Below are 24,842 nucleotides of genomic sequence, written 5' to 3' on the forward strand. Positions count from 1 at the left end.
GAGACCGTAGATGTCAACGTCGGCTGATGAGGTGACGCGGCGGCGCTATGGCGAGGGACGTGACGCCCTACTCGACGCGGCGGTGCGCGTCGTCGCTAATAGTGGGTTGCGGCGCTTGACGTATCGTGCCGTTGCCCGCGAGGCAGGCGTCGGCCACACCCTCGTAGCGCACCACTTCGGTTCGCTGGATGCGCTGATCGAGGCGGCGCTGGAACGCTCGCTGACGCTGAGCATGGAATCAGTCACCAGCCGTCCGGGATCGGGCGACCTCGACGCGCTGTTCGAGGGTCTGGCAGGTCTGGCCACGGCCAAAGCAGCCGGCGAGGCATTCCAGTTCGAGGTCATCCTCGAATCGCGCCGACGCCCCGAGTTACGCCAGCACGTCGAAACCATCTACGACGCGTACATCGACGCGATCCACTCCGAGTTGACGCTGGCCGGATTGACGCCCGATCGCGACTTCACGCACCTGGTCTACGTTGCGGCCGAGGGGTTGGTGTTCAATCAGATCACGCACGGCAGCGCCGAGCAGACCACTCGGTCGCTCGCTCACCTGCGGACATTGCTCGACCACGCCCGGAAGGCCTCACGCTAGGCGCACTGCCCCTGTCTGTCGGTTCGTTCCCCCGCTGCTGGTTCGCCCATCCCCTGTCGCAAAAGAGCGGGCAGGGGCGCGTCGTGAGCCACACGTCGGCCGCTGTGCTGCACGGCATTCCGATGCTGCGTCCCGACCTGTCGACCGTGCATTTCACCGCAGCCACGGCCGGCAAACGGTCGGCACACGGGATCACACATCAGGCGGAGCTAGAAGACTCCGAAGTGATTGTTCTGAACGACATGCGAGCCACAGCGCCGGCTCGCACGGTGTGCGACCATGCCCGGCTCGGAACTCTGGAGCAGGCGGTGTGTGTGATCGACTCGGACCTCCACCTGGGAATCGAGCGGTGTGAGATCGACCAGCAGGTCACACGCTTGCGCCGCCATCATGGTGCGCCGACCCTGCGTGCGGCGCTCGCTCTCGCCGACGGACGCGCCGAGAGCATCGGCGAAACGGTGAGCAGGCTGGTGCTCGCCGACGATCCACTCATCCCCGAGCCCGAACTCCAGGTCCCGATCTGGATCGACCTTGACGGGGGCAGGCAGGTGTACGGCGACTTCGGGTGGCGTGACGAATCGGGCACCCTCCGACTGGTCGGGGAGTTCGACGGACGGGTCAAGTATCACCGATCCAGCCCGTTCAGCGATCAACTACCCGAGGACGTCCTCTTTGCCGAGAAACTCCGAGAGGACGCGATTCGCGCGACGGGCCCCCACGTTGTCCGCTGGATCTGGGCGGACTCGATGCGCCCCAAGATTCTCCACGCCAAGCTGGAGTCCGCGCTACGGTACGTCGGCCTACTTCGGTAGCAGTTCTTCCCCCCGCTTCACGTTCCTCTTGACCTTGCAAGGTGCCGAAGAACCAGGAGCGGGAGGAAGAACTCACCTCCACGCATGGGGAACCGTCAGACGCGGGCGGATGCGTTCTGCGGCAACAGATTCTGCGCGAAGAACGCACTGAGTTCGGCGGTCGCCGACAGCGGCAGCACGTCGGCGACGTACTGATCCGGCCGCACCACTACGACGGCCCCGCGCCGATCGATCCCACGTTCGGCGAAGATGTCGACCTCTGGGTCCGTCGCATAGACCTTCTCGTGGTCGGTCAGGGCGAACGGGCCGACCTTCGGCAGGAAGATCGCCGGCACCGTGCCGAGGTCGACGCGGGTGTGGTCGTGCTGGTAGATCACCTTGACGTCGATGATCGAGTCGACGTCGGCGCCTTCCGGGGTGTGCCGCACCACCGGTGACTCGGGTGAGGTGGTCAGCCAGCTCGCGAAGTCGTCGAGCGTCGAGGCGTCGATGGCCGCGTTGTTCACCGCTGCGTTGGCGTCGGGTGCGAAAACGTAGACACGCCAACGGCCGTCGGCCCGATGGTGATGGCCGAGCTGGACCGGGTTGGCGTCGCATACCCGGACCGCCGGCGCCGACTTGAACCGCTTGCCGACAGGGAAACCGGTGGCGAGGTTCTGGTGGTTCGCCGCACCGATGATCATCGACGGCTGGTACTGGGTCATGAAACCGGCCGGGAATTCGGCGGTCTTGACGTAGAAGTCCTCGAGTTCGGACGGGGAGTCGAACTCTTCGGGCCGTTTGGCCATCATCGTCGACCATTCGCGGTCGAAGTCGATGAGGTTCTGCGCGATGACCTGCCGCTCGGCCGAATACGTCGCCAGCAGGCTCTCCGGGGCCCGGCCTTCGAGCACGTGTCCAAGCTTCCAACCGATGTTGAAGCCGTCCTGCATGGAGACGTTCATGCCCTGTCCGGCCTTGGCGCTGTGGGTGTGGCAGGCGTCGCCGGTGATGAACACTCGCGGGGTGCGGGAGCCGATCTCGTCGGTCGGCACATCGTCAAAGCGGTCGGTGACACGATGGCCGACCTCATAGACGCTATGCCAGGCAACGTTTTTCACATCCAGGGTGTAGGGATGCAGGATCTCGTTGGCCTGCTTGATGATGTCGTCGATGCTGGTCTTGCGGATGCTGCCGTTGTCGTTCTCGGGCACGACGCCGAGGTCGACGTACATGCGGAACAGGTAGCCACCCTCACGCGGGATGAGCAGGATGCTGCCGCCGGAGCCCGATTGGATGGCGCACTTGGTACGGATGTCGGGGAAGTCGGTGTTGGCGAGCACGTCCATGACGCCCCACGCGTGATTGGCCTTGTCGCCGTACGGGGTACAGCCGATGGAGTCGCGCACCCGGCTGTGCGCGCCGTCGGCGCCCACGACGTACTTGGCGCGCACGGTGCGGGTGGCTCCCTCATTCGGGCCGGCGGTGTGCTCGAGAGTCACGGTCACCGGGTACTCGCCGTCGCCGATCTCCAGGCCGCGGAAGACATACCCGTAGTCGGGGCGCATGCGGGTGGGGGAGTTGGCCATGAACTCGGCGAAGTAGTCGAGCACGCGTGCCTGGTTCACGATGAGGTGCGGAAACTCGCTGATCCCGGTGGGATCGTCCGCGGTACGTGCGGCCCGCACGATCTTCGACGAATCGTTGGGGTCCGGCTTCCAGAACGCCATCTCGGTGATCCGGTAGGCCTCGGCGATGATCCGCTCGGCAAACCCGAAGGCCTGGAACGTTTCCACACTCCGCGCCTGGATGCCGTCGGCCTGCCCGATGGCGAGCCGGCCGGGACGACGCTCGACGATGCGGGTGGTGACGTTCGGGAATTGCGAGAGCTGCGCGGCGGTGACGATGCCCGCCGGGCCTGTGCCGACGATGAGGACATCGATCTCATCGGGGAGCTCGTCGGGACGGTTGACGCCGACGCCTGCGGCCGGCTCGACCCGGGGGTCGCTGGAGACGTATCCGTGGTGATGGAACTGCATTGTTCAGACCCTCGTCATTCCTCTGATCGGACTTACTGCTTGTTCTGCTTCGTGGTCGGGACCCAGGGCGATGCCACTGCGATCACGCAGGACCAGGGTCGCGACGAGACTGATGAGCACCATGCCGCCGAGATAGAGCACGACGCTGGTGGTGGTACCGGTGGTGCGGACGAGCGCCGCGGCGATCATCGGGGCGAACGCTCCGCCGAGGATGGCGCCGATGGCATACGAGATCGACACGCCGGAGAAGCGGATCGAGGCCGGGAAGAGTTCGGAGTAGAGCGCCGCCTGCGGTCCGTAGGTGAAGCCGAGGCCGACGGTCAGCAGCGCCAGCCCGATGAACAAGAACCAGATGTTTCCGGTGTTGACCAGCGGGAACAGGGGTAGCAGGCCGACCAGTAGCAGGAGCCAGCCGATGAGATAGGTGGTGCGGCGGCCGATGCGGTCGCTGACCGCGGCACCGAAGGCGGTGAAGAGAAGCCACGTGACCGCGGACCCGGCGACGGCCCACAGCACCGGTCCGCGCGCGAGGCCGAGTGGACCGTCGGCGGCGGTCGCGTAGTTCTGGATGTACCCGCCGGTGGCCATGTACCCGACGGCGCTGTTGCCGGCGAACATCAACGCCGCGATCAGCACCAGCACGCCGTGGCGACGGAACAGTTCGACGATGGGGGTCTTGGTCTGTTCCTTACGTTCGGCGATCTCCAGGAACACCGGGCTCTCCTCGACGCTTCGGCGGATGAAATGGCCGACGAGGATGAGCACGATCGAGAACAGGAACGGCACGCGCCAACCCCAGGACAGGAAGGCGTCGCCGGGGGCGATGACGGTCATCAGCGCCATCATTCCGGAGGACAGCAGGAGGCCGAGGGGGACGCCGATCTGCGGCGATGCGCCGAAGATGCCGCGCTTGCGGTCGGGTGCGTGCTCGACGGCCATGAGCACGGCGCCGCCCCATTCGCCGCCGGCGGAGATGCCCTGCAGGATGCGCAGCGTGATGAGCAGGATCGGTGCGGCGATGCCGATGGCGTCGTAGGTCGGCAGCACGCCGACCAGGGTCGTCGCCACACCCATCATGACCAGAGTGACCATCAGGATCACCCGGCGGCCGTAGATGTCACCGAAGTGCCCGGCGAGGAACGCACCGAGTGGTCGGAACAGGAAGCTGATGCCGACGACGAGGAACGACAGAATCGTCGCGATGCCCTCGCCGGCGGGCTTGAAGAACAGATCGCCGAAGATCAGGCCGGCGGCCGCAGCGTAGATGAAGAAGTCGTACCACTCGATGGTGGTGCCGACAATGGTGGCGAAAACGACTCGGCGACGGTCGGTTTCGGTGGCGACCGGGGTGGTGTGCGGTCGCGGTGGGAGAGGTGTGGTCATCGGGGGTGAACTCCTTGTGTGTCCGGCCTGCCGGTGCGGGGTGGCAGGCATCGGGCCTGGTGGTGTTGTGAGCCACGTCGTGAAAACTGTGCGATCTGGGTCACTTGCCATCCGTGGGACCAAACATATACGATCTCGTATACCCGTTGCAAGATACGTTTTCGTATACGACCTGAATTGCCTAGGAAGGGCGGTCATGACGACGAAGTCCGAACCGACATCCACTCCGGGGTCGACGCTGCCGACCGGCAGGCCCGGCAAGATCGTCGCCATCCATCTGAGCTACGCCTCGCGCGCCGATCAGCGTGGCCGTCGTCCGGCGCACCCGTCGTACTTCTTCAAGCCTTCGAGCTCGGTCGCCGCGAGTGGGGGAGTCATCGAGCGTCCGGAGGGCACCGAACTGCTGGCCTTCGAAGGCGAGGTCGCATTAATCATCGGCGCCCCCGCCCGCCGCGTGTCGCAGGCCGAGGCGTGGGAGCACGTCGCCTCGGTCACCGCAGGCAACGACTTCGGCCTCTACGACCTGCGCGCCAACGACAAGGGCTCCAACGTCCGCTCCAAGGGCGGCGATGGATTCACCCCCCTCGGTCCCGAGCTGATCGATGCGCGGATCGTCGACCCCACCGCACTGCGCCTGCGGACCTGGGTGAATGGCACTCTGGCGCAGGACGATACGACCGGCGGCATGATCTTCCCGCTGGCCCAGCTGGTCGCCGACCTGTCCCAGCACTTCACCCTCGAGACCGGCGACGTCATCCTCACCGGCACCCCGGCCGGCTCGTCGGTTGTTGTGCCCGGCGATGTTGTCGAGGTCGAGGTCGACGCGCCCACCGCTTCCGGTGCCCCGACCTCGGGCCGGCTGAGCACCACCGTCGTCGCCGGAACGCACGGCTTCGATGCCGACCTGGGCTCACTGCCCGCCGTCGACGATAAACAGCGCGCTGAGGCCTGGGGCTCGGCCGAGGCCGCCGGCCTCGCCGAGCCGGCGCCCAAGGGTCTGAGTGATGAACTGCGCGAGAAGCTTTCGCAGATTCCCGTGGCGGCCATCTCCGGACAACTCCGCAAGCGTGGCCTCAACAACGTCTCCATCGACGGTGTGCGCGCCCAGGTGCCGGGCACCCGACTCGTTGGCACCGCCCGCACCCTGCGGTTCGTGCCGAACCGCGAAGACCTGTTCGACTCGCACGGTGGCGGCTTCAACGCCCAGAAGCAGGTGTTCGACGCTGTCGGAGCCGGCGAGGTCATCGTGATCGAAGCCCGCGGTGAAACCGGGTCCGGCACCCTCGGCGACATCCTCGCCATCCGCGCGAAGGCCCGCGGCGCGGCCGGCATCGTGACCGACGGCGGTGTCCGCGACTACGACGCCGTCGCCGAGATCGGCGTCCCGGTGTTCACCGCCGGACCGCATCCCGCCGTCCTCGGCCGCAAGCACGTGCCGTGGGACTCCGACCTCACCATCGCCTGCGGCGGCGCGACCGTCCAGCCGGGCGACATCATCGTCGGCGACGGCGACGGTGTGGTCGTCATCCCGCCGGCCATCGCCGACGAGGTCGCCGACGCCGCACTCGCACAAGAGCAGCAGGACGGCTGGGTGGCCGAGCAGGTCGCCGCCGGACATCCCGTGGACGGACTGTTTCCCCCGAACGCCGAGTGGAAGGCGAGGTACGCGCAATGGCTCAAGACGCAGTGAAACCTGCTGAGATGAAAGCCGCGCCGACACAGAGTAAGTCGCAGGTCGCCTACCACTGGATCAAGGAACGCATTGCCCGCCAGACCTTCACCCCGGGCTATCGGCTGGTGCTGAGTTCACTGGCCAAGGACCTCGACATGAGCGTTGTGCCGGTTCGCGAGGCGATCCGCCAACTCGAGGCCGAGGGCCTGGTGACCTTTGAGAAGAACATCGGCGCCCAGGTGTCGATGGTCGACGATTCGCAGTACCGCCACAGCATGCAGGCGTTGAGCATCCTGGAAGGCGCCGCGACCGCGCTCGCCGCCCGGCGGCTGACGGAAGACGATCTGCGGCACGCACGGTCGGTCAACGAGCGGATGATCGAGTCGCTCGACCACTTCGACCCGAGCCTGTTCACCGCGCTGAACCAGGAGTTCCACGCGGTGCTCTTCGCCAAGTGCGTGAACCCGCGCATGGTGACCTTGGTCGAAGCCGAATGGGCACGCCTCGGTCACCTGCGGTCCTCGACCTTCTCCTTCGTGCCCGGCCGGGCGCAAGAATCCGTCCGCGAACACGAGAACATCGTGCGGCTCATCGAGATCGGCGCCCCGCTCGGCGAGATCGAAAAGGTCGCCCGACGCCACCGCGCAGCCACCCTCGACGCCTACATGGTCCACGAACACCCCGACGAAACCCTCGGCCTCCCGGCCTACTGAAACCCCGCAGGAATTGGAGCAAGCATGACCAACACGGTGAGCACCCCAGCCGCACAGCAGATCCCGGAAGATCTGCCCACCCGCATCCAGCACTACATCGGCGGCAAGTTCGTCGACTCCGTCGACGGCGACACCTTCGACGTCCTCGATCCCGTCTCCAACGAGACCTACGTGCAGGCCGCCGCAGGCAAGAAGGCCGACATCGACCTCGCCGTCGCCGCCGCCCAGAAGGCCTTCACCGAGGGCCCGTGGCCGAAGATGTTGCCGCGGGAGCGTTCCCGCATTCTGCACCGTATCGCCGACATCGTCGAATCCCGCGATGCCCGACTCGCCGAACTCGAGTCCTTCGACTCGGGCCTGCCCATCACCCAAGCCCTCGGCCAGGCGCGTCGCGCCGCGGAGAACTTCCGGTTCTTCGCCGACCTGATCGTCGCCCAGGCCGACGACACCTACAAGGTGCCCGGCCGCCAAGTCAACTACGTCAACCGCAAGCCGATCGGCGTCGCCGGCCTGATCACCCCGTGGAACACCCCGTTCATGCTGGAGTCCTGGAAGCTCGGCCCGGCACTGGCCACCGGAAACACCGTGGTACTCAAGCCCGCCGAGTTCACCCCGCTCTCGGCATCGTTGTGGGCGGGCATCTTCGAGGAGGCCGGACTGCCCGAAGGCGTGTTCAACCTCGTCAACGGCCTCGGCGAGGACGCCGGCGACGCACTGGTGAAACACCCTGACGTGCCGCTGATCTCGTTCACCGGCGAGTCCAGCACCGGTCAGCTGATCTTCGGCAACGCCGCACCGTTCCTCAAGGGTCTGTCGATGGAACTCGGCGGCAAGAGCCCCGCCGTGGTGTTCGCCGACGCCGACCTCGACGCCGCCATCGACGCCACCATCTTCGGCGTGTTCTCCCTCAACGGCGAACGCTGCACCGCCGGCAGCCGCATCCTCGTCGAACGTCCCGTCTACGACGAGTTCGTGGAACGCTATGCGGCACAGGCCAAGCGCGTGAAGGTCGGCTACCCGCACGACCCGGCCACCGAGGTCGGTGCGCTGGTCCACCCCGAGCACTACGACAAGGTCATGAGCTACGTCGAAATCGGCAAGTCCGAGGGACGTCTCGTGGCCGGCGGTGGCCGTCCCGAGGGCTTCGAGAACGGAAACTTCGTCGCCCCAACGGTCTTCGCCGACGTCAAGCCCGACGCCCGCATCTTCCAGGAGGAGATCTTCGGCCCGGTCGTCGCGATCACCCCGTTCGACACCGAAGAAGAAGCCCTGGCCATGGCCAACGGCGTCAAATACGGTCTGGCCGCCTACATCTGGACCAACGACCTCAAGCGGGCCCACAACTTCTCGCAGGCCGTCGAAGCCGGCATGGTGTGGCTCAACTCCAACAACGTCCGCGATCTGCGCACCCCGTTCGGTGGCGTGAAGGCTTCGGGTCTCGGACACGAGGGCGGCTACCGCTCGATCGACTTCTACACCGATCAGCAGGCCGTGCACATCACCCTCGGCAAGGTGCACAACCCAACCTTCGGCAAGCAGTAACCCCAACCCACCCACCCCGCACCACTTTTCATCACCAAGGACGCTGATATGACCAACCGCGAAGAGATGACCCTGACCTCGTCGGGCTACTACGTCTCCCAGGAAGCACCCATCCACGCCGACAACCCCGTCACCACTCCCAAGTCCTCACCGCCCGACGTGCTGCGGTGCGCCTACATGGAGATCGTGGTCACCGACCTCGCGGCGTCGCGCGAGTTCTACGTCGACGTGCTGGGTCTCTACGTCACCGAAGAGGACGACGAGGCCATCTACCTGCGCTCGACCGAGGAGTTCATCCACCACAACCTCGTGCTGCGCAAGGGCCCGGTCGCCGCCGTGGCCGTGTTCTCCTACCGCGTGCGCAGCCCCGAGGACCTCGACAAGGCCGTCGCTTTCTACACCGAAATCGGTTGCCGCGTCGAGCGTCGCGCGGAGGGCTTCGTGAAGGGCATCGGCGACTCGGTGCGCGTCGAGGACCCGCTGGGCTTCCCGTACGAGTTCTTCTACCAGACCGATCACGTCGAGCGGCTGTCGTGGCGCTACGACCTGCACACCCCGGGCGAGCTGGTGCGCCTCGACCACTTCAACCAGGTCACCCCCGACGTGCCGCGCGCGGTCCGCCACTACCAGGACCTCGGATTCCGCGTCACCGAGGACATCCAGGACGAGCACGGCACCGTCTACGCCGCGTGGATGCGCCGCAAGCCCACCGTGCACGACACCGCCACCACCGGCGGCGACGGCCCGCGCATGCACCACGTCGCGTTCGCCACGCATGAGAAGCACAACATCCTCGCCATCTGCGACAAGCTCGGTGCGCTGCGCCGCTCGGACTCCATCGAGCGCGGCCCAGGCCGCCACGGCGTCTCCAACGCCTTCTACCTCTACCTGCGCGACCCGGACGGTCACCGCGTCGAGATCTACACGCAGGACTACTACACCGGCGACCCCGACAACCCGGTCGTCACCTGGGACGTCCACGACAACCAGCGTCGCGACTGGTGGGGCACCCCCGTCGTGCCGAGCTGGTACACCGACGCCTCCCTTGTGCTCGACCTCGACGGTAACCCCCAGCCGGTCGTCGCCCGCACCGACGACTCTGAAATGGCCGTCACCATCGGCGCCGACGGTTTCTCCTACACCCGCAAGACCGACGACGAGGAGATGCCGGACTGGAAGAAGGGCGAATACAAGCTCGGCGCGCAGCTGTAGGACGCGACCACCCAGCGGTGAGGTGACTCCCAACCGCTGGTTGAGCAGCTTCCGAGGCGCCAGCCGAGGCAGCGTCCGTCGAAACCAGCAGCCACACACCCACGAACAGGAGGACCCTTGCTCCCCGCAGACACGATCACCGCGATCGCCGACGAACTCGCGGCCGCGGAGCGTGACCGCACCATGATCCCGCTCCTCACCGCGCGCTACCCCGACATGACCGTCGAGGACTCCTACGCCGTGCAGAACGAATGGCGCAGGCGCGGAATCGAATCCGGTCGTCGGCTGGTCGGTCGCAAGATCGGCCTGACGAGCAAGGTGATGCAGGCGGCGACCGGCATCACCGAACCCGACTACGGCGCCATCTTCGACGACATGGTCTTCGACAACGGCTCGGTCATCGAGCACGGCCGCTACTCGAACGTGCGCATCGAGGTGGAGCTGGCGTTCGTCCTCGGCACCCCGCTCGAGGGCCCGAACGCCACGGTGTTCGACGCGATGCGTGCCACCGAGTACGTGGTGCCGGCGCTGGAGATCCTCAGTTCGCGGATCGAGATGGCGGGACGCACCATCGTCGACACCATCAGCGACAACGCTGCGATGGGCGGAATGGTGTACGGCGGCAACCCCACCGCCCCCGGCGACATCGATCTGCGGTGGGTGTCGGCGTTGCTCTACCGCAACGAGACGATCGAGGAGTCCGGGGTCGCCGCGGCAGTGCTCAACCACCCGGCAACCGGCGTGGCGTGGCTGGCGAACAAGCTCGCCCAGCATGGCGATCGCCTCGAGGCGGGGGAGATCGTGCTCGCCGGATCGTTCACCCGGCCGATGTGGGTACATCAGGGTGACACGGTGCTCGCCGACTACGGACCGATGGGAACCATCTCATGCCGCTTCGTCTGAATCCCACGCTGCGCGACGCACTTGCCGACTCCGACCGCCCGCTGTTTGGCGGCTGGAGTTGCCTCGGATCACCGACATCGGCCGAGATCATGGCCGGCGCCGGACTCGACTGGATCCTCATCGACATGGAACACGCCCCGAACGGTCTGGAATCCGTTCTCGCGCAACTGCATGCGGTGTCCGGCTACGAAACGGTGCCGGTTGTGCGGGTGCCGGTCGGCGATTCGGTGATCATCAAACAGGTCCTGGATCTCGGCGCCCAGACTATTCTGGTGCCGATGATCTCGACCGCCGAGGAAGCCCGGGCCGTTGCCGAAGCGGCGCAATACCCACCCGTCGGAAAGCGCGGCGTCGGGAGTGCGCTGGCCCGGTCGGCGCGCTGGAACCGCGTCGACGGCTACCTGCAGAACGCCGCCGACCACGTATCGGTGTTCGTTCAGATCGAGACCGCCGAGGGCGTGGAGAATGCCCAGGCGATCGCCGACACGCCTGGCATCGACGGCGTGTTCGTCGGGCCCAGCGACCTCGCCGCGTCCATGGGTCTGCTCGGACAGCAGACGCACCCCGAGGTCGTCGCAGGCGTCGAAAAGGCGTTCGCCGGGGTCCGGGCAGCCGGAAAACCGGTGGGTGTCAACGCGTTCGTCCCCGATCAGGCCGACAGCTACGCGGCGGGCGGCGCCACCTTCCTGCTCGTAGGTGCCGACGTCGCGTTGCTCGCGCGCGGCTCCGAGGCGCTGACCGCCCGATTCGTCGCCTCTCGTTCCGACACCGACCGGCCCGACGCCGGCCGCAGCAGTTACTGAATCCCAGACGTTTCCGGCAATGAGGCCGGACCGATATCGAAGGAATACACCATGAGCGTCACCTACGACTCACTCCTCGCCGACATCACCGCCGCCGACGGGCGGGAGATCACCGACCCGGCCACCGACGAGGTGGTCGGCAAGGTTGCATTCCAGTCCGTCGACGAACTCGATGACGCGATCGCCCGTGCTCGCGCCGCGCAGTCGGCGTGGGCCGCGCGCAGCGATTCCGACCGCGTCGACATCCTGATGAAGGTCGCCGACGCCATCGACGCCGCAGCCGAACCGCTGGCCGAACTGCTGTCCCGGGAGCAGGGCAAACCGCTCAACGGACCCAACGCGCGTTTCGAGGTCGGTGGCTGCTCGGCATGGCTGCGCGCCACCGCCGCCACGCCGCTGCCCGGGCAGACCGTCGTCGACGACGAGGAGACCCACGCCGAACTGCACTACCGCCCGGTCGGTGTGGTCGGTGCGATCGGCCCGTGGAATTGGCCGATGATGATCACCATCTGGCAGGTCGCCCCGGCGCTGCGGATGGGCAACACCGCCGTAGTCAAGCCGTCGGAGTTCACCCCGCTGTCCGTACTCGCGCTCATCACCGTGATGAACAGCGTGCTGCCGGCCGACGTGCTGATCCCCGTCGTCGGTGACCGCGAGGTCGGCGCGCGGCTCTCCAGCCACCCCGACATCGACAAGGTCATGTTCACCGGCTCCACCAAGACCGGTCAGGCGATCATCAAGAGCTCCGCCGACACCATCAAGCGCCTCACCCTGGAACTCGGCGGCAACGACGCCGGCATCGTCCTTCCCGATGTCGACCCGAAAGCCATTGCGCAGGACCTGTTCTGGGGCGCCTTCATCAACACCGGCCAGACCTGTGCGGCGATGAAGCGGCTGTATGTGCACACCGACGTGTATGACCAGGTGTGCGACGCCCTGCTCGAGGTCGCCGGCACCATGCCGATGGGTCGCGGGCTCGAGGAGGAGAATGTGCTCGGACCGCTGCAGAACAAGCAGCAGTTCGACATCGTCGCGCGGTTGGTCGAGGCGGCCAAGGAGTCCGGCGCGAAGATCCTCACCGGCGGTGACCCGGATACCGCCGCGCCCGGCAACTTCTACCCGACGACCCTGGTCGCCGACATCGACAACGACAACCCACTCGTAGCGGAAGAGCAGTTCGGCCCCGCCCTGCCGATCATCCGCTACACCGACCTCGACGAGGTTGTCGGACTTGCCAATGCGCTCGACGTCGGTCTGGGCGCGTCGGTGTGGAGCAGCGACCGCGATAAGGCCCGCGACGTCGCCGCCCGTCTCGAGGCCGGCACCGTGTGGATCAACAAGCACGGCGGCGTGCACCCGATGATCCCATTCGGCGGCGTCAAGAAGTCCGGCTACGGTCTGGAGTTCGGCGTCGAAGGACTCAAGGGCGTTTCCGTCCCGCAGATCATCAACGGCTGAGTCACCAGCTCACCAACCCGTTCTCCGTTGGTCGAGTAAGTGAGCGAGCGCTAGCGAGTGAGCGCATCGAGACCACATGCCCTGTGCAGCAGGTGATCTCGATGCGCTCGTCGCTAGCGCTCCTCGCTTACTCGATCAGCGGAAACGACAGCACCCCCACAGCAACCACTTTCGCGCCGACAGCAACCACTTTCCCGCCCACAGCAACCAGAATCTCGCCCACAGCAACCAATTTCCCGCCGACAGCAACCAGAATCTCGCCCACAGCAACCACTTTCCCGCGGACAGCAACCAGAATGCCGCCGACAGCAACCAGCGTTTGGTTGCTGTCGCCGGAGAACTGGTTGCTGTCAGCGGGAAAGTGGTTGCTGTCGGCGCAGGGCCAACCAGCTGAGCCCCGCGATGGCGGCGGTCAACCCGACGGTCGCCAGCAGCTGGTTGCGGGCAGCGGTGTCGAACATGGCCAGCACGACGATGCCGGAGAGCAGTGCCACCGCGAGGTAGGACAGGTACGGGAAGCACCACATCTTGAGCGGCAGCTGGTCTTCGGTGCCGTTCCGTCGGGCACGGAACCGCAACCGGATCTGGGAGATGGCGACGAAGAACCACAGCACCAGGATCGTCGAGCCGACCACGTTCAGCAGTATCGGCAGCACCTTGTCAGGAGCGACGAAATTGATCAGCACGGTGATGAAACCGAAAGCGACAGACGCGAGTACCGCATTGCGTGGTACTGAATCCCGGCCGAGAACCGAGAACATCTTCGGTGCCGCACCACGCTCGGACAGCGAGAAGATCATCCGGGACGCGCTGAACAGCATCGCGTTGAGCGACGACAGCAGCGCGATCACGATGACCAAGCCCATCAGCGCTGCTGCACCCGGAATCCGTGCGACACTGAGCACCTCGACGAACGGCCCGGTCGCCAGCGCAGGTGTCTCCCACGGCACGATCGACACGATGATCATCACCGCACCGACGTAGAACACCAGGATGCGCCAGACGATGGTGCGCACCGCACGGGCCACGTTGCGTTCCGGATCGGTGGTCTCGGCCGCCGCAATGGCGACCACCTCGGTGCCACCGAACGCGAAGATGACGATCAGCAGCCCGGCGGCGATGCCGGTGATCCCGGCAGGCGCGAAACCACCGTGCATGGTGAGGTTCTCGAAACCGGGGGATTGCACGCCGGGCAACCAGCCCATCAGGAGTGCGAGTCCGATCCCGAGGAACGCCACCACCGCGGCGATCTTCACCGCCGCGAACCAGTACTCGAAGGCGCCGAACTTCGCGACCCCGGCGAGATTGACGACGGTGAACAGCGTCATGAAGGCCAGTGCCGCAGCCCATTGCGGGATCCAAGGGACCGCGGAACTGGTGATCGCGGCGGCCGCGGTGGCTTCCGCCGCGACGACGGCCACCACCTGCACCCAGTACAGCCAGCCGATGGTGCGGCCGGCGACGGGCCCCATCGCGTTCTCGGCGTGCACCGAGAACGCTCCGCTCGACGGATTCGCCGCAACGAGTTCACCCATCATCCGCATCACGAGCACGACGATCAGCCCGGCGAGCAAAAAGGAGATGGCGATCGCCGGTCCGGCGACACCGACGGCCGCGCCGGAGCCGACGAAGAGCCCGGTGCCGATGGCGCCGCCGAGACTGATCATCACGAGCTGACGCGGCTTCATCGATTGCCGCAGCGACGGCGTATCCGTCGTCGTCGTTGGTGTTGTGAGAGTCATGATGTCGTCGGTTCCTCTCACACCAGCTGATCGAGGGCGATCTCGAACGCGGTGGCGGCCAGCAGCGTCGGCTGCGACGACCGCGCATGGCAGCGCTCAAGGGCTTCGCCGATGGTGGTCGACACGTCGCCGAAGATGGCGTCGTCGGTGATCTGCGCGGCGTCGTCCATGAGCAGCGCAAAGGCCCGCGCCATACCGCAATTCGCGATGAAGTCGGGGATGACCGCGACGTTCTGATCGGCGTATTCGTAGATCGGGCCGTAGAAGATCTCCGGGTCGGCGAAGGGGACGTTCGCGCCGCTGCCGACAACTTCGAGTCCGCCGGCGATCATGGCGTCGACCTGGGCGCGTGTCACCAATCGGGAAGCGGCGCAGGGCAGGAAGAGCTCGGCGCCCATCGACCAGATCTGGTCGTTGACGTCGTCGAACGGCAGCTTCTGCGGGGTGGAGAGCTGGTTGCCGTTCTTGTTCAGGAACAGGTCGGTGACCTCGGCGGTCGTCAGGCCGTCGGTGCGCAGCAGCCCGCCGTCGCGGTCGAGGATTCCGACGATCCGGGCACCGGCCACCGCCAGGTAGTACGCGGCTGCCGCGCCGACGTTACCCCAGCCCTGCACGATGACCCGCTTGCCCTCGAGGGCGCCGCCGTAGACGCGGTAGTAGTGCCGAACCGATTCCGCCACACCCCAGCCCGTGATCAGGTCGGCGACTGTGTGGCGGCCCGTGTCGTCGGGCGCGAACCGTGGATCGGTGACGTTCTTGACGACGCCGTGGCGGAGCTGATCGACGCGCTGCGCGTTGTCACCCGCCGCAGAACCATAGTGTCCGTTGACGACTCCCATCATGGGGTGCTCCACACCGTGGCTGGCGGTCATCGGCAGAACTTCGGAGCCCTGGTCGACGTTGAGGTCGCCGCCGGTGCCGTAGTACGTCTTGAGCAGCGGGGTGACGGCCTTGAACCAGCGGCGCAGGACCTCGTCCTTGCGGGGATCGGCGGGGTCGAAGTCGATGCCCGACTTGGCCCCACCGATCGCGGGTCCGGCGACGGTGAACTTGACTTCCATTGTCTTGGCAAGAGATTCGACCTCACGGCGATCCAGGCCGGCACGCATCCGGGTACCACCGCCGGCCGCTCCACCGCGCAGTGAGTTGATGACGGTCCAGCCGCGGGCCGAGGTCTCGGTGTCGTGCCACTCGAACACGACCTCGGGGGTCTTGGACTCGAAACGGTTCAGCAGTTGCTTCATGTGGTTTCCCAATCGTGATGAGCTGCAGGCGATTACCTGCGGTGAACTGATGTGAACACGATCATCGTGCGCGATGAACGTGATGTGGACAACACTTGACTATCAAGTCGCACACTATGCGTATAGATGGCCGACAAATATGGCTGCTAAATGTGCAACCTGTATAGCAAGATAGTCAGCGATACTCCGGCGAGCGCACCGGACGATCGTCCTTGTCGAGGGTTCGCAACAACGGCATCGCGCGAAACTTAACGATCTCCGACAACACCACGATGCTGATGGATCGCGTGATCAGCGGGGAACGACCGATTTGCACCAGGGTGGCCTGCAGATCCTGATGCGACGCCGCTGCCACCCGGCACAGCACGTCGCTGGCCCCGGTGGTCGCAAACGCTTCCAGCACACCGGGAATCGCAGCGAGCTCGTCGGCCACCTGCGCCAGCTCACCTTGCGCGGTCTCCAACTGCACAAAGCACTGGACGGCGAAACCCGCTGCGCCCAAATCGATATGCGGGTGATAGCCGACGATGACCCCGGCCGCCTCGAGCTTCTTCAGTCGAGCCTGGACGGTCGCTCGTGCGACCCGGATCCGACGGGAGGTCTCGAGTACGCCGATCTGCGGATCCCGGTGCAGGGAATCGAGCAGCGCGAAGTCGATCGCGTCGAGTTTCACCGGGTCCATCGTCGGATCACCCTTCTAGGCAGTGTGTCCAGTTGGTCTCGGTTATTGTGTACACAGATTGACGCGTTTTGCTGGCTTCTGGTGAATCTTGCGTAGCCCTTCGTGGCTCGGCTGGCGCCTCGCACCTCAGGGATCGAGGGCCAGGGATAGGGGCCAGTCGTCAGCGACCGGCTTCGGGGGTCAGGTACCGCCACGGCGACACTTCGGTGCTCAGCGGCATGGGCACCACGAGCACGGTCGGAAGGTCACGCCCGATGGCGTCGCGCACCGCGCGTTCGAGTCCGTCCGAGGTGGTCACGGAGTCCGCGTGGGCGCCGTAGGCGCGGGCCAGCGCAACGAAATCGGGGTTGTGCAAGGTGGATCCGACGGTGTTGTCGTAGGTGAGGGTTTGATCGGCCTTGACGTTGCCGTAGGCGCCGTTGTCGAACACCACCACGACGACACCGAGCCGGTGCTGCACCGCAGTCGCCAATTCCTGGATGCCGAACTGGAATCCACCATCGCCGGTGACCGACACGACGTCCGAATCCCGATGTGCCGCTTTGACACCGAGCGCCGTCGGGAAGCCGTAGCCGAGGTTGCCCTGGTGGCCGCAGGTGATGAATTGGCGGGGTTCGTCGACGGGGAAGGAGAAGTACGACGAGAACCCGATCTGCGAGACCTCGTCAACGAAGAAGCCGTCACGCGGGAGGGCGCGCCGGATGGCGGCGAGGTGGTCGCGGTGCGGCTGCAGCCAGGCATCCATCTCGGTCTGCTTCTCCCGCTTGATGCGAGTGAACTCAGATTCCCGGCACACGGTCTCCACAGGTGCCACAGTCAGCTGCCGCACCAGCGCGTCGACCGCGTCGCGGCTGTCGGCGGTGATCGCGACCGTGGAGTGCACCCGCGCATGGGCCGTCGGGTCGATGTCGATGCTGATCGCGGCGACCCCGGGCTTGGCGGGCCACCGGAACCACAGCAGTTCGGCGCGGGTGCCGATGGTGATGATCAGGTCGGTGTCGGCCCAGAGGTCGTAGCCGTCGGCGCAGTTGAATCCGAACGGGGAGTCCTCGGCGACAATGCCCTTGCCGCTGCGGTTGGTCACGACGGGCGCCTGCAGCGCGGCAGCCAGCGTCCGGATCTCCGTTGACGCGTGCCGTGCGCCACCGCCGACGAGGATGAGCGGATTGCGGGCACTCCGGATCAGCGCGATCGCGTCGTCGACGACGGCGAGGTCGACATCGGGGCGGCGCACCGAGATCGGTGCGACCGGGGTGACCGGCGCATCCTGGGTCAGCACATCCCACGGGGTGGCCACGGCGGTTGGTCCGGGCCGGCCGGCGAATGCGTCGTGGATTGCTTGCGCCAGAGCCGGTTTCGCGTCTGCAGGGTGCAGCACGTTGGTGGCGGACTTGACGATTGTGCGCAGGGTGGCGAGCTGGTCGGGCATCTCGTGGAGATGGCCGAAGTCCTTGCCCATGAAGGCGGTGGGGATCTCGCTGGTCAGGCAGAGCACGGGAGTGCTGGTGCCGCGGGCGGTCAGCAACCCCGACGACGCATTGAGTACGCCCGGGCCGGGCACCACGGTGCACACGCCGAGCCGTCCGGTCGACTGCGCGTAACCGAGTGCCATGTAGGCGCAGGCCTGCTCGTGCCGCGCACCAATGAGCTCGATGCGGTCGGACGCTTGGCCGAGCGCCTCGAACAACTCGTAGGTCTGGACGCCGGGAATGCCGAAGACGGTGTCCACACCGTGATCGAGCAGCCCGTCGACGAGGGCCTCACCCGCGGTGTGGCGCAGGGGCTGGTCGAGTGTCACGTCCGGATCGGTGACTCCGGTGGTGAGTGTCATCGCTGTTCCTCTCGCTCGGCTTGTGTGAGCCAGGCAACAGGGGGTCGCGAGACCTGTCAACAAGTGCAGAACAGACTGACAGTCCTGTACACCGAGGACGCTCAGCGGCAACGAAAGCTATACAGATTGCTCAGTGCCGAAGCCGCGTCGCGACCTCTTCGAGCACGCTCATCGACGCCCGATACGGATCGGTCTCCCGCGGCCAGTGCGCCACAACATCGGTGAAGCCGAGTTCGTCGGCCCGCCCCACGAGGTCGTCGAACAACCCCACGCTCGCCAACGAATTGCGCGGCCCCGCATCCAGGCTGAGAAACCGGTCGACGCGCCGCCCCTCGGCGGCACATACCTCGTCGACGACGGCAACACTCCGCGCGATCCCGGCGAACCACTCGTCCACCGTCTCCCCGCCAGAACCGGTGGTGACCCATCCGTCGCCGGTGCGGGCCGCGAAACGGACTGAGCGAGGCCCGTTTCCGGCGACGAGCAGCGGCACCCGGGAGCGCACCGACCCACCGACCAACCGCATGTTGCGGGTCGAGAAGTACTCGCCATCGACGGTCACCCGATCGTCCGAGAGTGTCCGGTCCAGCAGACGCGTGAACTCCTGGAAGCGGTCGACCCGCTGCCGCGTGGTCACTTCCGCCTGGCCAAGGATGAGGTCGTCGGGCGTGCCACCGGCACCGAGTCCGACGAGGAGCCGGTCACCGCTGATGTCGATCACCGTCTGGATCTCCCGGGCGAGTGCCGCGGGGTGCCGGAAGTTGGGGGAGATGACGAAGGTACCGAGCTTGATCGTCGTGGTGACGCCGGCCGCGGCGGTCAGTGTCGGGATGGAGGAGAACCATTGGGAGTCGGGGAGTCCGCCCCAGACGAGGTGGTCGTAGGTCCAGGCGTGGTCGAAGCCCATGTCCTCGGCGCGTTGCCATAGAGGGCACGACTCGCGCCATGGCTGATCGGGAAGAATACAAATGCCGTACCGCATGCCGTGACCCTACCGACCCCAACCTGAGGAGTGCCGATGGACAACAACGACCGCTATGACACCGGGATGGGAATCCGCCGCGCGACGATGGGTGACGAGTACGTTGACGCCGCCCTCGACCGCACCGCCGGTACTGAGTCGGCACGGATTCAGGAGGCGGTCACCGAACTCGTGTGTGGGGCGGCGTGTGGAGCCGACCCGGACTGGACCGCAAGACCCGTAGCCTGCTCACCGTCGCGCTGCTGACCGCGTTGCGCGCCCACGGCGAGCTCGCCGGCCATGTACGTGGCGCGCTGAACAACGGCGCGAGCGTCGACGAGATCACCGAGACCATCATCCACGCCGTGGGCTACGTCGGTGCCCCGGCCGGGATGTCGGCGATGACAGTGGCGCAGAAGGTTTTCGACGAACAGCGCTGACGCGGGCGGTGCCGGCCCTACCCTCGGCGTATGAGCGCACCAACTCACATCCCGGCCCGGGTCCAGCCCGCCGACCTACGGCTACCGCGATGGGTCGTCATCTGGTTCGTCATCACCGCGGCGATCCAGACGTACGACGCCTGTTACGTGCTGCTGGGCTCCCTCTCGCACAAGGGCGGGTCGATGGCGTTCCTGTGGCCGGGGCACGTCTTCTACTCGTCGTTCGATCACCGTTACGCCGGCTTCGACGCCTTCGGCAGCGCCCAGAGTTGGGCGAATCTGCTGGAGGTGATCGCCCTCATTTGGGTGCTGTTCCATCGCGAACGGTGGTCGGCGGTGATCGTCGGCCTGATGGTCACCGTCGCGACATTCTGGAAGACGGTGATCTACTTCCTCGTCGAAGCGTCGAGCGGCCTGGCGATGACCAAGCAATCCCTCGACGACGGCAACATCGGCGGCTTCCTGATGGTCGCGGTGCTGCCGAACCTCGTGTGGATCGTCGTGCCGGCGGTGGTGCTCGTCGTGCTGGCCCGGCAGGTCTATCGGGTGGGGCTCAGTTGTCTGACTCGGTGAGTCCCAACGCGCGAGAGATGGTGAAGAACAGATCCGTCTGGTCGGTGAGTCCGACGACGTTGGCCGCGCTCGGTCCGTAGGCGGCGATCCGCAGCTGGGTTCCGGTGTGGCCCTGGTCCATCGCGTCGAGGTTGTCGGACGTGCCGTAGGAGACGGTCAGGTCCTGGCCGTCCTTGGTGCGCAGCACCCGGGTCAGGCCGGGGTAGATCGAGTTCTTCACCGCGTCGAACGGCAGCTTCGCGTCCGCGGCCGCGTCCTGCACGTCGGCGGTGGTCATGGTCTCGACGATCTGGCTGCTGTGGGCGTGATCCGCGGTCACGATGACCAGCGTGTCCTTGTTCTGCTTGGCGAAGTCGAGGGCAACCGTAGTGGCCTCGTCGAGGTCGACGGTCTCGCCGATCTGCCCGCACGGGTTGGCGGCGTGATCCTGCTTGTCGATCGACGCGCCCTCCACCTGCAGGAAGAAACCGTTCTCGTTGCCCTTGAGTAGGTCGATGGACTTGCTGGTCATGGCCGCGAGCTTCGGCACCGACGCACCGCGTTCCGGGTTGTCGGTGCAGGTGGCGGCGGGCTCGAGGTAGCCGCCCTTGGTGGCCACGGGTCCGTTCCATCGGACGGGCATGTTGCCGTCGGCGAAGAGTCCGAGCAGCGGCCGGTCCTGATTGGCCGCGGTGACTGCGGACAGGTCGTCGGCGGTGCGGGCGATCTGGTAGCCGCGTTCCTTGGCCTGCACCTCGAGGGTCTTGCCCTGGTACTCACCGGCTTTGGCGACCTGCGCGAAACTCTCCGCACCTCCACCCAACACCAGATCGGGTCGGGTGGTGAGGAACTGTTCGGTGATCGACCCCTTGCCGCCGTTCTCCAGTGCGTTGGTGGGACACTTCTCGGAGGTCTCGTCCGGCCCATAACATTTGCGGTTGGTGACGTGTGCGGCCTCGACTGCCGGTGTGGCGTCCTGGATTTCGGCGGTCGTCACGTCACCGGTGGCTTTGCCGGCGGCTTTCGCGAGCTGCAGCAGCGTCGTCTGGTCCTTGCCTCCGATATCCACCGAGATGGCACCGTTATAGGTCTTGGTTCCCGTCGACCACGCCGAACCGCTTGCGGCGGAATCGGTCACGTAGGTGGGCTTGCCGTCCTTGTCAATCGAATAGTGCGTGTACTGTCCCGTCAGCGGGAGCCCGTCGAGGCCGGGGAATGCGCCGCCGGCACCCTGCGCGTAGTCGCGGGCGACGGTGATCTCCGAGTCGCCCATGCCATCGCCGATCAGCAGGATCACGTTCTTGGCGCCGCTGTTGCGGATCGAGTCGGCGATCAGCGAGCTGCGGTCATCACCGGCTCGGGTGGCTCCACCGTGCACCGAAAGATCACCGCTGGCAGCGGGATTCAGCGTCGGTAGCGACGACGAGGCATCGTCGTCCCCACTACTGCAGGCGCCGGCCGCCAACACCGTCGCACAGGCCGCCGCAACCGCCACATACCGTCCCCGCTGATTCCGCACTCGTCGTCCCCTCGTGTTCGCGTCTGGGCCGCATGGCCACTCAGCATCGTCGGGGGTACGGGTGAATCGACTCTGACGCCACGGTGAGCGTCAGGGAACGTCAGTGTGTCTGTTCGGCCTCGAGGTCCGGGGTGACGTGGTCGGCGGCGAGGTCATGCAGCGCCCGGAACACACGCTTCGACGACTCGGCCCACGGCATGAGGATCGGGAAGACATGGAACATGCCGTGTTCCTCCATTGCGTAGGTCCGGACGTCGGACTTCTCCAGCCGGAGCGCGAACTCCCGGATGCCGTCGCGGAAGATCTCGGCGCTGCCCCAGCAGACAAACGTCGGGGGAAACCACTCCGGATCCGGTTCCGCGTACACCGCCGACACCCGTTGGTCGTTGGGCTGCACACCCTGCAGATAGGGCGTGACCGGGATCGTCCAGGGCAGGATGTCGTACGGGGCGTTCTCGGTGATCGACGGCCGGTCGAGATCCAGGTCGATCTCGGGGGAGAACAGCGCAAGCGCGGCCGGCGGCGGCATGTCCTTGGCGTGCAGATACGAGATCAGCGACGTGGCCAGTCCACCGCCGCCCGAGTCGCCCGCGACGACGATGTGCTGGGACCCGACCCCACGCTCGAGCAGTCCGCGATAGACGTCGGCGGCGTCGAGAACACCTGCCGGGAACGGGAATTCGGGGGCCATCCGGTAGTCGGCGATGAATACCTCGTACCCGGTGGCCCGGACGAGCGATGCAGCGAAGGCGGAGTACATGATCGGCGACGTACCGATGTAGCCGCCACCGTGCAGGTAGAGCATGGTGGCGCGGATGGTCTGCTTGTCATCGGCGTCGTCGACGTAGGCATCGGAACTGGCCTTGGCGCGGCACCACAGTCCGGGGACGCCTCCGATGGTGTCGCTGGTGATCTCCACCCCGTCGAACAGCCCGACGAACGGTGGCATCACCACCTTGCAGATGTCGTCGAGGATCTTCTCCATCGACCGGAATTCCTCGATCGGCAGGCTGACCGAGAAGCCCATGAACGACCGGATGACCTGGCGGGTGACCGACTGACCGAGGTTGTCGAGCAGGCCGCCCGGCCCCTCCCACGGACGCCGAAATGGTACGCGCGCAAGGCCGTTGAGCAGGCATTCGCCTAAGCCGAACACGGTCAACGCCGTCACCGGGCCTGAGGCGGTCTGCACTTCCGGACGATCTGCCATCACCATGGTGCACAAGTCTAGTCGTGAGCGGGGCTCAGAACCGGGTGCGATGGTTCTCCTGCTCCACGACAGCGTCGATGTCGTCGAGCCGCGTCATCGACGCCACCGACCGTGCGGTGCGCTGATTGGCTCGCAATTTCTTGCTGTTGCGGTGGGTGAACGTCCAGTACCCGGCGGTGAATGGGCAGGCGGACTCACCGAGGCGGGTGCGCGGGTCATACTCGCAGTCCCGGCAGTAGTCCGACATCTTGGTGATGTAGGCACCGCCGGACGTGTAGGGCTTGGTCGCCATCAGACCGCCGTCGGCGTGCTGGCTCATGCCGATGACGTTGACCGGCATCACCCAATCGAAGCCGTCGACGAAGTTCGCCCGGAACCACTCGGTGAGCTCCGCCGGGTCGTAACCCTGTTGCAGCGCATGGCTTCCCAGCACCATCAGGCGGGGGATGTGATGTACCCAGCCGTGGTCGCGGACCCCGGCCAGCGCGTCGGAGAGGCAGTGCGCGGTCACCGCATCCGCGTCGAGGTCGCGGAACCAGTCGGGGAGTGGGGTGTGTGCGTCGTATTCGTTGTGGCTCAGGTACTCCGGACCGAAGTGCCAGTACAGGTGCCACACGTACTCACGCCACCCCAGGATCTGCCGGATGAATCCCTCGGCCGCAGCCAAGCCGACCGACCCGTCACGTGCCGCGGATTCCGCGGCGTGCACCGCGTCGAGTGGGTCGAGCAGCGACAGATTGAGCGGCACCGAGAGCAACGAGTGCGCCATCGTCCAGTCCTTGGAGAGCATCGCGTCCTCCCACTTGCCGAAGGTCGGCAGACGTTGGTCGATGAAGGTGGTCAGCGCCGACTGCGCCTCCTCGTGGGTGACGGCGAACAGGCGCGGTCCGTCGGCGCCGGTGAACTCGACGTCCATCGCGTCCAGGTCGGCGCGTACTTGCTCGTCGATGTCGTCCTCGGTGGGCCACCACGGGTCGTCGATGCGCAGCGTCGATCGTTTGGGTGGCGGTTCGCGGTTGTCGTGGTCGTAGTTCCAGCGGCCGCCGGCGGGTTCGTCGCCGTTCATCAGTACGTCGAAGCGGCGGCGCTGGGACCGGTAGAAATCCTCGAGCCGGAAATGCTTCTTGCCGCCGGCCCACTCTTGGAAGTCGATGCGGGACAGCGCAAACGACGGATTGGGGAGCACCTCAGAGACCAGGCCTTCGTCGGCGAGTCGATGCACGAACCGCGACGCGGCCCACGAGGTCGGTTCGTAAACGACGACCGGCCGGCCCAGGTCGATCAGTGCCTCGCGGTAGCCTGCGGCCCGCTGATAGTGGGCGCGGTCGCCGAGTTCGGCGGCAAGGTGCCGCATCCCGGACAGCAGCAGGTGCGCCTTCTGTCGATGCCCGCCGCGACGCGTGAACGCCGACTGCGATTCGACGAGGATGATGTCACGCTCCTCATGATCTCCTCTCGACCAGATATGTGGCCCGAGCTGATCGCCGAAGAGCCAGAGAGGGTCCTGCTCTTCTTCCATCGGTGAACCTCCCAGGCGAATCGCAGTCGAC

General features: G+C 66.2%; 23 protein-coding genes. 12 read left to right on the forward strand and 11 right to left on the reverse strand.

From position 1 onward, the window contains the following. Nucleotides 1-10 precede the first annotated feature (10 nt). Together AAFP30_RS13785 and AAFP30_RS13790 are read left to right on the forward strand one after the other, a co-directional pair. A complete protein-coding gene (locus AAFP30_RS13785; RefSeq protein WP_419230483.1) occupies nt 11-595 on the forward strand; it encodes a TetR/AcrR family transcriptional regulator in 585 nt (194 codons plus the stop codon). 83 nt (nt 596-678) lie between these two features. Next, complete coding sequence (locus AAFP30_RS13790; RefSeq protein ID WP_419230484.1) at nt 679-1,407, forward strand: hypothetical protein; 729 nt, start codon at nt 679-681, stop codon at nt 1,405-1,407. A gap of 95 nt (nt 1,408-1,502) precedes the next feature. Here AAFP30_RS13790 and AAFP30_RS13795 read toward each other — a convergent pair whose 3' ends face one another. Continuing rightward, nucleotides 1,503-3,425, reverse strand: a complete 1,923-nt coding sequence (locus AAFP30_RS13795; RefSeq protein ID WP_419230485.1) for an FAD-binding monooxygenase — start codon at nt 3,423-3,425, stop codon at nt 1,503-1,505. A gap of 3 nt (nt 3,426-3,428) precedes the next feature. Further along, nucleotides 3,429-4,808: an MFS transporter gene (locus AAFP30_RS13800; protein ID WP_419230486.1), complete on the reverse strand. Its 1,380-nt coding sequence runs from the start codon at nt 4,806-4,808 to the stop codon at nt 3,429-3,431. A 196-nt stretch (nt 4,809-5,004) separates the two neighbouring features. Here AAFP30_RS13800 and AAFP30_RS13805 point away from each other — a divergent pair, with 196 nt between their 5' ends. From AAFP30_RS13805 to AAFP30_RS13835, 7 genes are all read left to right on the forward strand, one after another. Then, entirely contained in the window at nt 5,005-6,498 is a 1,494-nt protein-coding gene (locus AAFP30_RS13805) for a fumarylacetoacetate hydrolase family protein (RefSeq protein WP_419230487.1), read from the forward strand. After that, on the forward strand, nt 6,480-7,193 hold the full coding sequence (locus AAFP30_RS13810; protein ID WP_419230488.1) for a GntR family transcriptional regulator: 714 nt from the start codon (nt 6,480-6,482) through the stop codon (nt 7,191-7,193). The genes AAFP30_RS13805 and AAFP30_RS13810 overlap by 19 nt, the downstream gene beginning before the upstream one ends. 24 nt (nt 7,194-7,217) lie before the next feature. Then, nucleotides 7,218-8,735, forward strand: coding sequence for a 5-carboxymethyl-2-hydroxymuconate semialdehyde dehydrogenase (gene hpaE, locus AAFP30_RS13815; protein WP_419230489.1), 1,518 nt, complete (start codon nt 7,218-7,220; stop codon nt 8,733-8,735). Nucleotides 8,736-8,783: 48 nt separating this feature from the next. Beyond that, a complete protein-coding gene (gene hpaD / locus AAFP30_RS13820) occupies nt 8,784-9,947 on the forward strand; it encodes a 3,4-dihydroxyphenylacetate 2,3-dioxygenase (RefSeq protein ID WP_419230490.1) in 1,164 nt (387 codons plus the stop codon). A 117-nt stretch (nt 9,948-10,064) separates the two neighbouring features. Next, nucleotides 10,065-10,850, forward strand: coding sequence for a 2-oxo-hept-4-ene-1,7-dioate hydratase (gene hpaH, locus AAFP30_RS13825; RefSeq protein WP_419230491.1), 786 nt, complete (start codon nt 10,065-10,067; stop codon nt 10,848-10,850). Next, nucleotides 10,835-11,653 carry an HpcH/HpaI aldolase family protein gene (locus AAFP30_RS13830; RefSeq protein WP_419230492.1) on the forward strand — a complete coding sequence of 273 codons (819 nt, stop codon included), beginning with the start codon at nt 10,835-10,837 and terminating at the stop codon, nt 11,651-11,653. The genes hpaH and AAFP30_RS13830 overlap by 16 nt, the downstream gene beginning before the upstream one ends. Nucleotides 11,654-11,704: 51 nt before the next feature. Next, the gene (locus AAFP30_RS13835) at nt 11,705-13,111 is read left to right on the forward strand and encodes an aldehyde dehydrogenase family protein (protein WP_419230493.1); all 1,407 of its coding nucleotides are present in this window, start codon (nt 11,705-11,707) and stop codon (nt 13,109-13,111) included. Between the two features lie 127 nt (nt 13,112-13,238). Here AAFP30_RS13835 and AAFP30_RS13840 read toward each other — a convergent pair whose 3' ends face one another. The 6 genes from AAFP30_RS13840 to AAFP30_RS13865 form a co-directional block, all read right to left on the reverse strand. Further along, the gene (locus tag AAFP30_RS13840; protein WP_419230494.1) at nt 13,239-13,376 is read right to left on the reverse strand and encodes a hypothetical protein; all 138 of its coding nucleotides are present in this window, start codon (nt 13,374-13,376) and stop codon (nt 13,239-13,241) included. An 85-nt stretch (nt 13,377-13,461) separates the two neighbouring features. Next, complete coding sequence (locus AAFP30_RS13845; protein WP_419230495.1) at nt 13,462-14,853, reverse strand: amino acid permease; 1,392 nt, start codon at nt 14,851-14,853, stop codon at nt 13,462-13,464. Between the two features lie 17 nt (nt 14,854-14,870). Beyond that, on the reverse strand, nt 14,871-16,097 hold the full coding sequence (locus AAFP30_RS13850) for a Glu/Leu/Phe/Val dehydrogenase dimerization domain-containing protein (protein ID WP_419230496.1): 1,227 nt from the start codon (nt 16,095-16,097) through the stop codon (nt 14,871-14,873). A gap of 175 nt (nt 16,098-16,272) precedes the next feature. Next, complete coding sequence (locus AAFP30_RS13855; protein ID WP_419230497.1) at nt 16,273-16,779, reverse strand: Lrp/AsnC family transcriptional regulator; 507 nt, start codon at nt 16,777-16,779, stop codon at nt 16,273-16,275. Between the two features lie 160 nt (nt 16,780-16,939). Continuing rightward, nucleotides 16,940-18,610, reverse strand: coding sequence for a thiamine pyrophosphate-dependent enzyme (locus tag AAFP30_RS13860; RefSeq protein ID WP_419230498.1), 1,671 nt, complete (start codon nt 18,608-18,610; stop codon nt 16,940-16,942). Between the two features lie 130 nt (nt 18,611-18,740). Further along, on the reverse strand, nt 18,741-19,592 hold the full coding sequence (locus AAFP30_RS13865; RefSeq protein ID WP_419230499.1) for an LLM class flavin-dependent oxidoreductase: 852 nt from the start codon (nt 19,590-19,592) through the stop codon (nt 18,741-18,743). Nucleotides 19,593-19,628: 36 nt separating this feature from the next. Between AAFP30_RS13865 and AAFP30_RS13870 the strand changes: the two genes are divergently transcribed. The 3 genes from AAFP30_RS13870 to AAFP30_RS13880 are packed head-to-tail and all read left to right on the forward strand — an operon-like array spanning nt 19,629 to nt 20,584. Further along, entirely contained in the window at nt 19,629-19,838 is a 210-nt protein-coding gene (locus AAFP30_RS13870) for a hypothetical protein (RefSeq protein WP_419230500.1), read from the forward strand. Further along, a complete protein-coding gene (locus tag AAFP30_RS13875) occupies nt 19,778-20,011 on the forward strand; it encodes a carboxymuconolactone decarboxylase family protein (RefSeq protein WP_419230501.1) in 234 nt (77 codons plus the stop codon). The genes AAFP30_RS13870 and AAFP30_RS13875 overlap by 61 nt, the downstream gene beginning before the upstream one ends. A gap of 30 nt (nt 20,012-20,041) precedes the next feature. Next, nucleotides 20,042-20,584: a hypothetical protein gene (locus tag AAFP30_RS13880; protein WP_419230502.1), complete on the forward strand. Its 543-nt coding sequence runs from the start codon at nt 20,042-20,044 to the stop codon at nt 20,582-20,584. On the opposite strand, the gene phoA is transcribed toward AAFP30_RS13880, so the two are convergent. From phoA to AAFP30_RS13895, 3 genes are all read right to left on the reverse strand, one after another. Beyond that, nucleotides 20,565-22,058, reverse strand: a complete 1,494-nt coding sequence (phoA, locus tag AAFP30_RS13885) for an alkaline phosphatase (protein WP_419230503.1) — start codon at nt 22,056-22,058, stop codon at nt 20,565-20,567. The two genes, AAFP30_RS13880 and phoA, sit on opposite strands and share 20 nt — an antisense overlap. A 124-nt stretch (nt 22,059-22,182) precedes the next feature. Then, on the reverse strand, nt 22,183-23,298 hold the full coding sequence (locus AAFP30_RS13890) for an alpha/beta hydrolase (protein ID WP_419230504.1): 1,116 nt from the start codon (nt 23,296-23,298) through the stop codon (nt 22,183-22,185). Nucleotides 23,299-23,326: 28 nt separating this feature from the next. Continuing rightward, nucleotides 23,327-24,811, reverse strand: coding sequence for a cryptochrome/photolyase family protein (locus tag AAFP30_RS13895; RefSeq protein WP_419230505.1), 1,485 nt, complete (start codon nt 24,809-24,811; stop codon nt 23,327-23,329). Nucleotides 24,812-24,842 lie beyond the last annotated feature (31 nt).

It is taken from the genome of Gordonia sp. CPCC 205515 (assembly GCF_048537925.1).
Classification (GTDB): Bacteria; Actinomycetota; Actinomycetes; order Mycobacteriales; family Mycobacteriaceae; genus Gordonia.

What these genes read in the sequence shown, in the direction of transcription:
- hpaE (WP_419230489.1), top strand. Translation starts at nt 7,218, where the DNA reads ATGACCAACACGGTGAGCACCCCAGCCGCACAGCAGATCCCGGAAGAT.
- AAFP30_RS13855 (WP_419230497.1), bottom strand. Translation starts at nt 16,779, where the DNA reads ATGGACCCGGTGAAACTCGACGCGATCGACTTCGCGCTGCTCGATTCC.
- AAFP30_RS13795 (WP_419230485.1), bottom strand. Translation starts at nt 3,425, where the DNA reads ATGCAGTTCCATCACCACGGATACGTCTCCAGCGACCCCCGGGTCGAG.
- hpaD (WP_419230490.1), top strand. Translation starts at nt 8,784, where the DNA reads ATGACCAACCGCGAAGAGATGACCCTGACCTCGTCGGGCTACTACGTC.
- AAFP30_RS13870 (WP_419230500.1), top strand. Translation starts at nt 19,629, where the DNA reads ATGGACAACAACGACCGCTATGACACCGGGATGGGAATCCGCCGCGCG.
- AAFP30_RS13865 (WP_419230499.1), bottom strand. Translation starts at nt 19,592, where the DNA reads ATGCGGTACGGCATTTGTATTCTTCCCGATCAGCCATGGCGCGAGTCG.
- AAFP30_RS13800 (WP_419230486.1), bottom strand. Translation starts at nt 4,808, where the DNA reads ATGACCACACCTCTCCCACCGCGACCGCACACCACCCCGGTCGCCACC.
- AAFP30_RS13890 (WP_419230504.1), bottom strand. Translation starts at nt 23,298, where the DNA reads ATGGTGATGGCAGATCGTCCGGAAGTGCAGACCGCCTCAGGCCCGGTG.
- AAFP30_RS13810 (WP_419230488.1), top strand. Translation starts at nt 6,480, where the DNA reads ATGGCTCAAGACGCAGTGAAACCTGCTGAGATGAAAGCCGCGCCGACA.
- AAFP30_RS13850 (WP_419230496.1), bottom strand. Translation starts at nt 16,097, where the DNA reads ATGAAGCAACTGCTGAACCGTTTCGAGTCCAAGACCCCCGAGGTCGTG.
- AAFP30_RS13895 (WP_419230505.1), bottom strand. Translation starts at nt 24,811, where the DNA reads ATGGAAGAAGAGCAGGACCCTCTCTGGCTCTTCGGCGATCAGCTCGGG.
- AAFP30_RS13860 (WP_419230498.1), bottom strand. Translation starts at nt 18,610, where the DNA reads ATGACACTCACCACCGGAGTCACCGATCCGGACGTGACACTCGACCAG.
- AAFP30_RS13830 (WP_419230492.1), top strand. Translation starts at nt 10,835, where the DNA reads ATGCCGCTTCGTCTGAATCCCACGCTGCGCGACGCACTTGCCGACTCC.
- AAFP30_RS13880 (WP_419230502.1), top strand. Translation starts at nt 20,042, where the DNA reads ATGAGCGCACCAACTCACATCCCGGCCCGGGTCCAGCCCGCCGACCTA.
- AAFP30_RS13805 (WP_419230487.1), top strand. Translation starts at nt 5,005, where the DNA reads ATGACGACGAAGTCCGAACCGACATCCACTCCGGGGTCGACGCTGCCG.
- AAFP30_RS13845 (WP_419230495.1), bottom strand. Translation starts at nt 14,853, where the DNA reads ATGACTCTCACAACACCAACGACGACGACGGATACGCCGTCGCTGCGG.
- AAFP30_RS13785 (WP_419230483.1), top strand. Translation starts at nt 11, where the DNA reads ATGTCAACGTCGGCTGATGAGGTGACGCGGCGGCGCTATGGCGAGGGA.
- AAFP30_RS13835 (WP_419230493.1), top strand. Translation starts at nt 11,705, where the DNA reads ATGAGCGTCACCTACGACTCACTCCTCGCCGACATCACCGCCGCCGAC.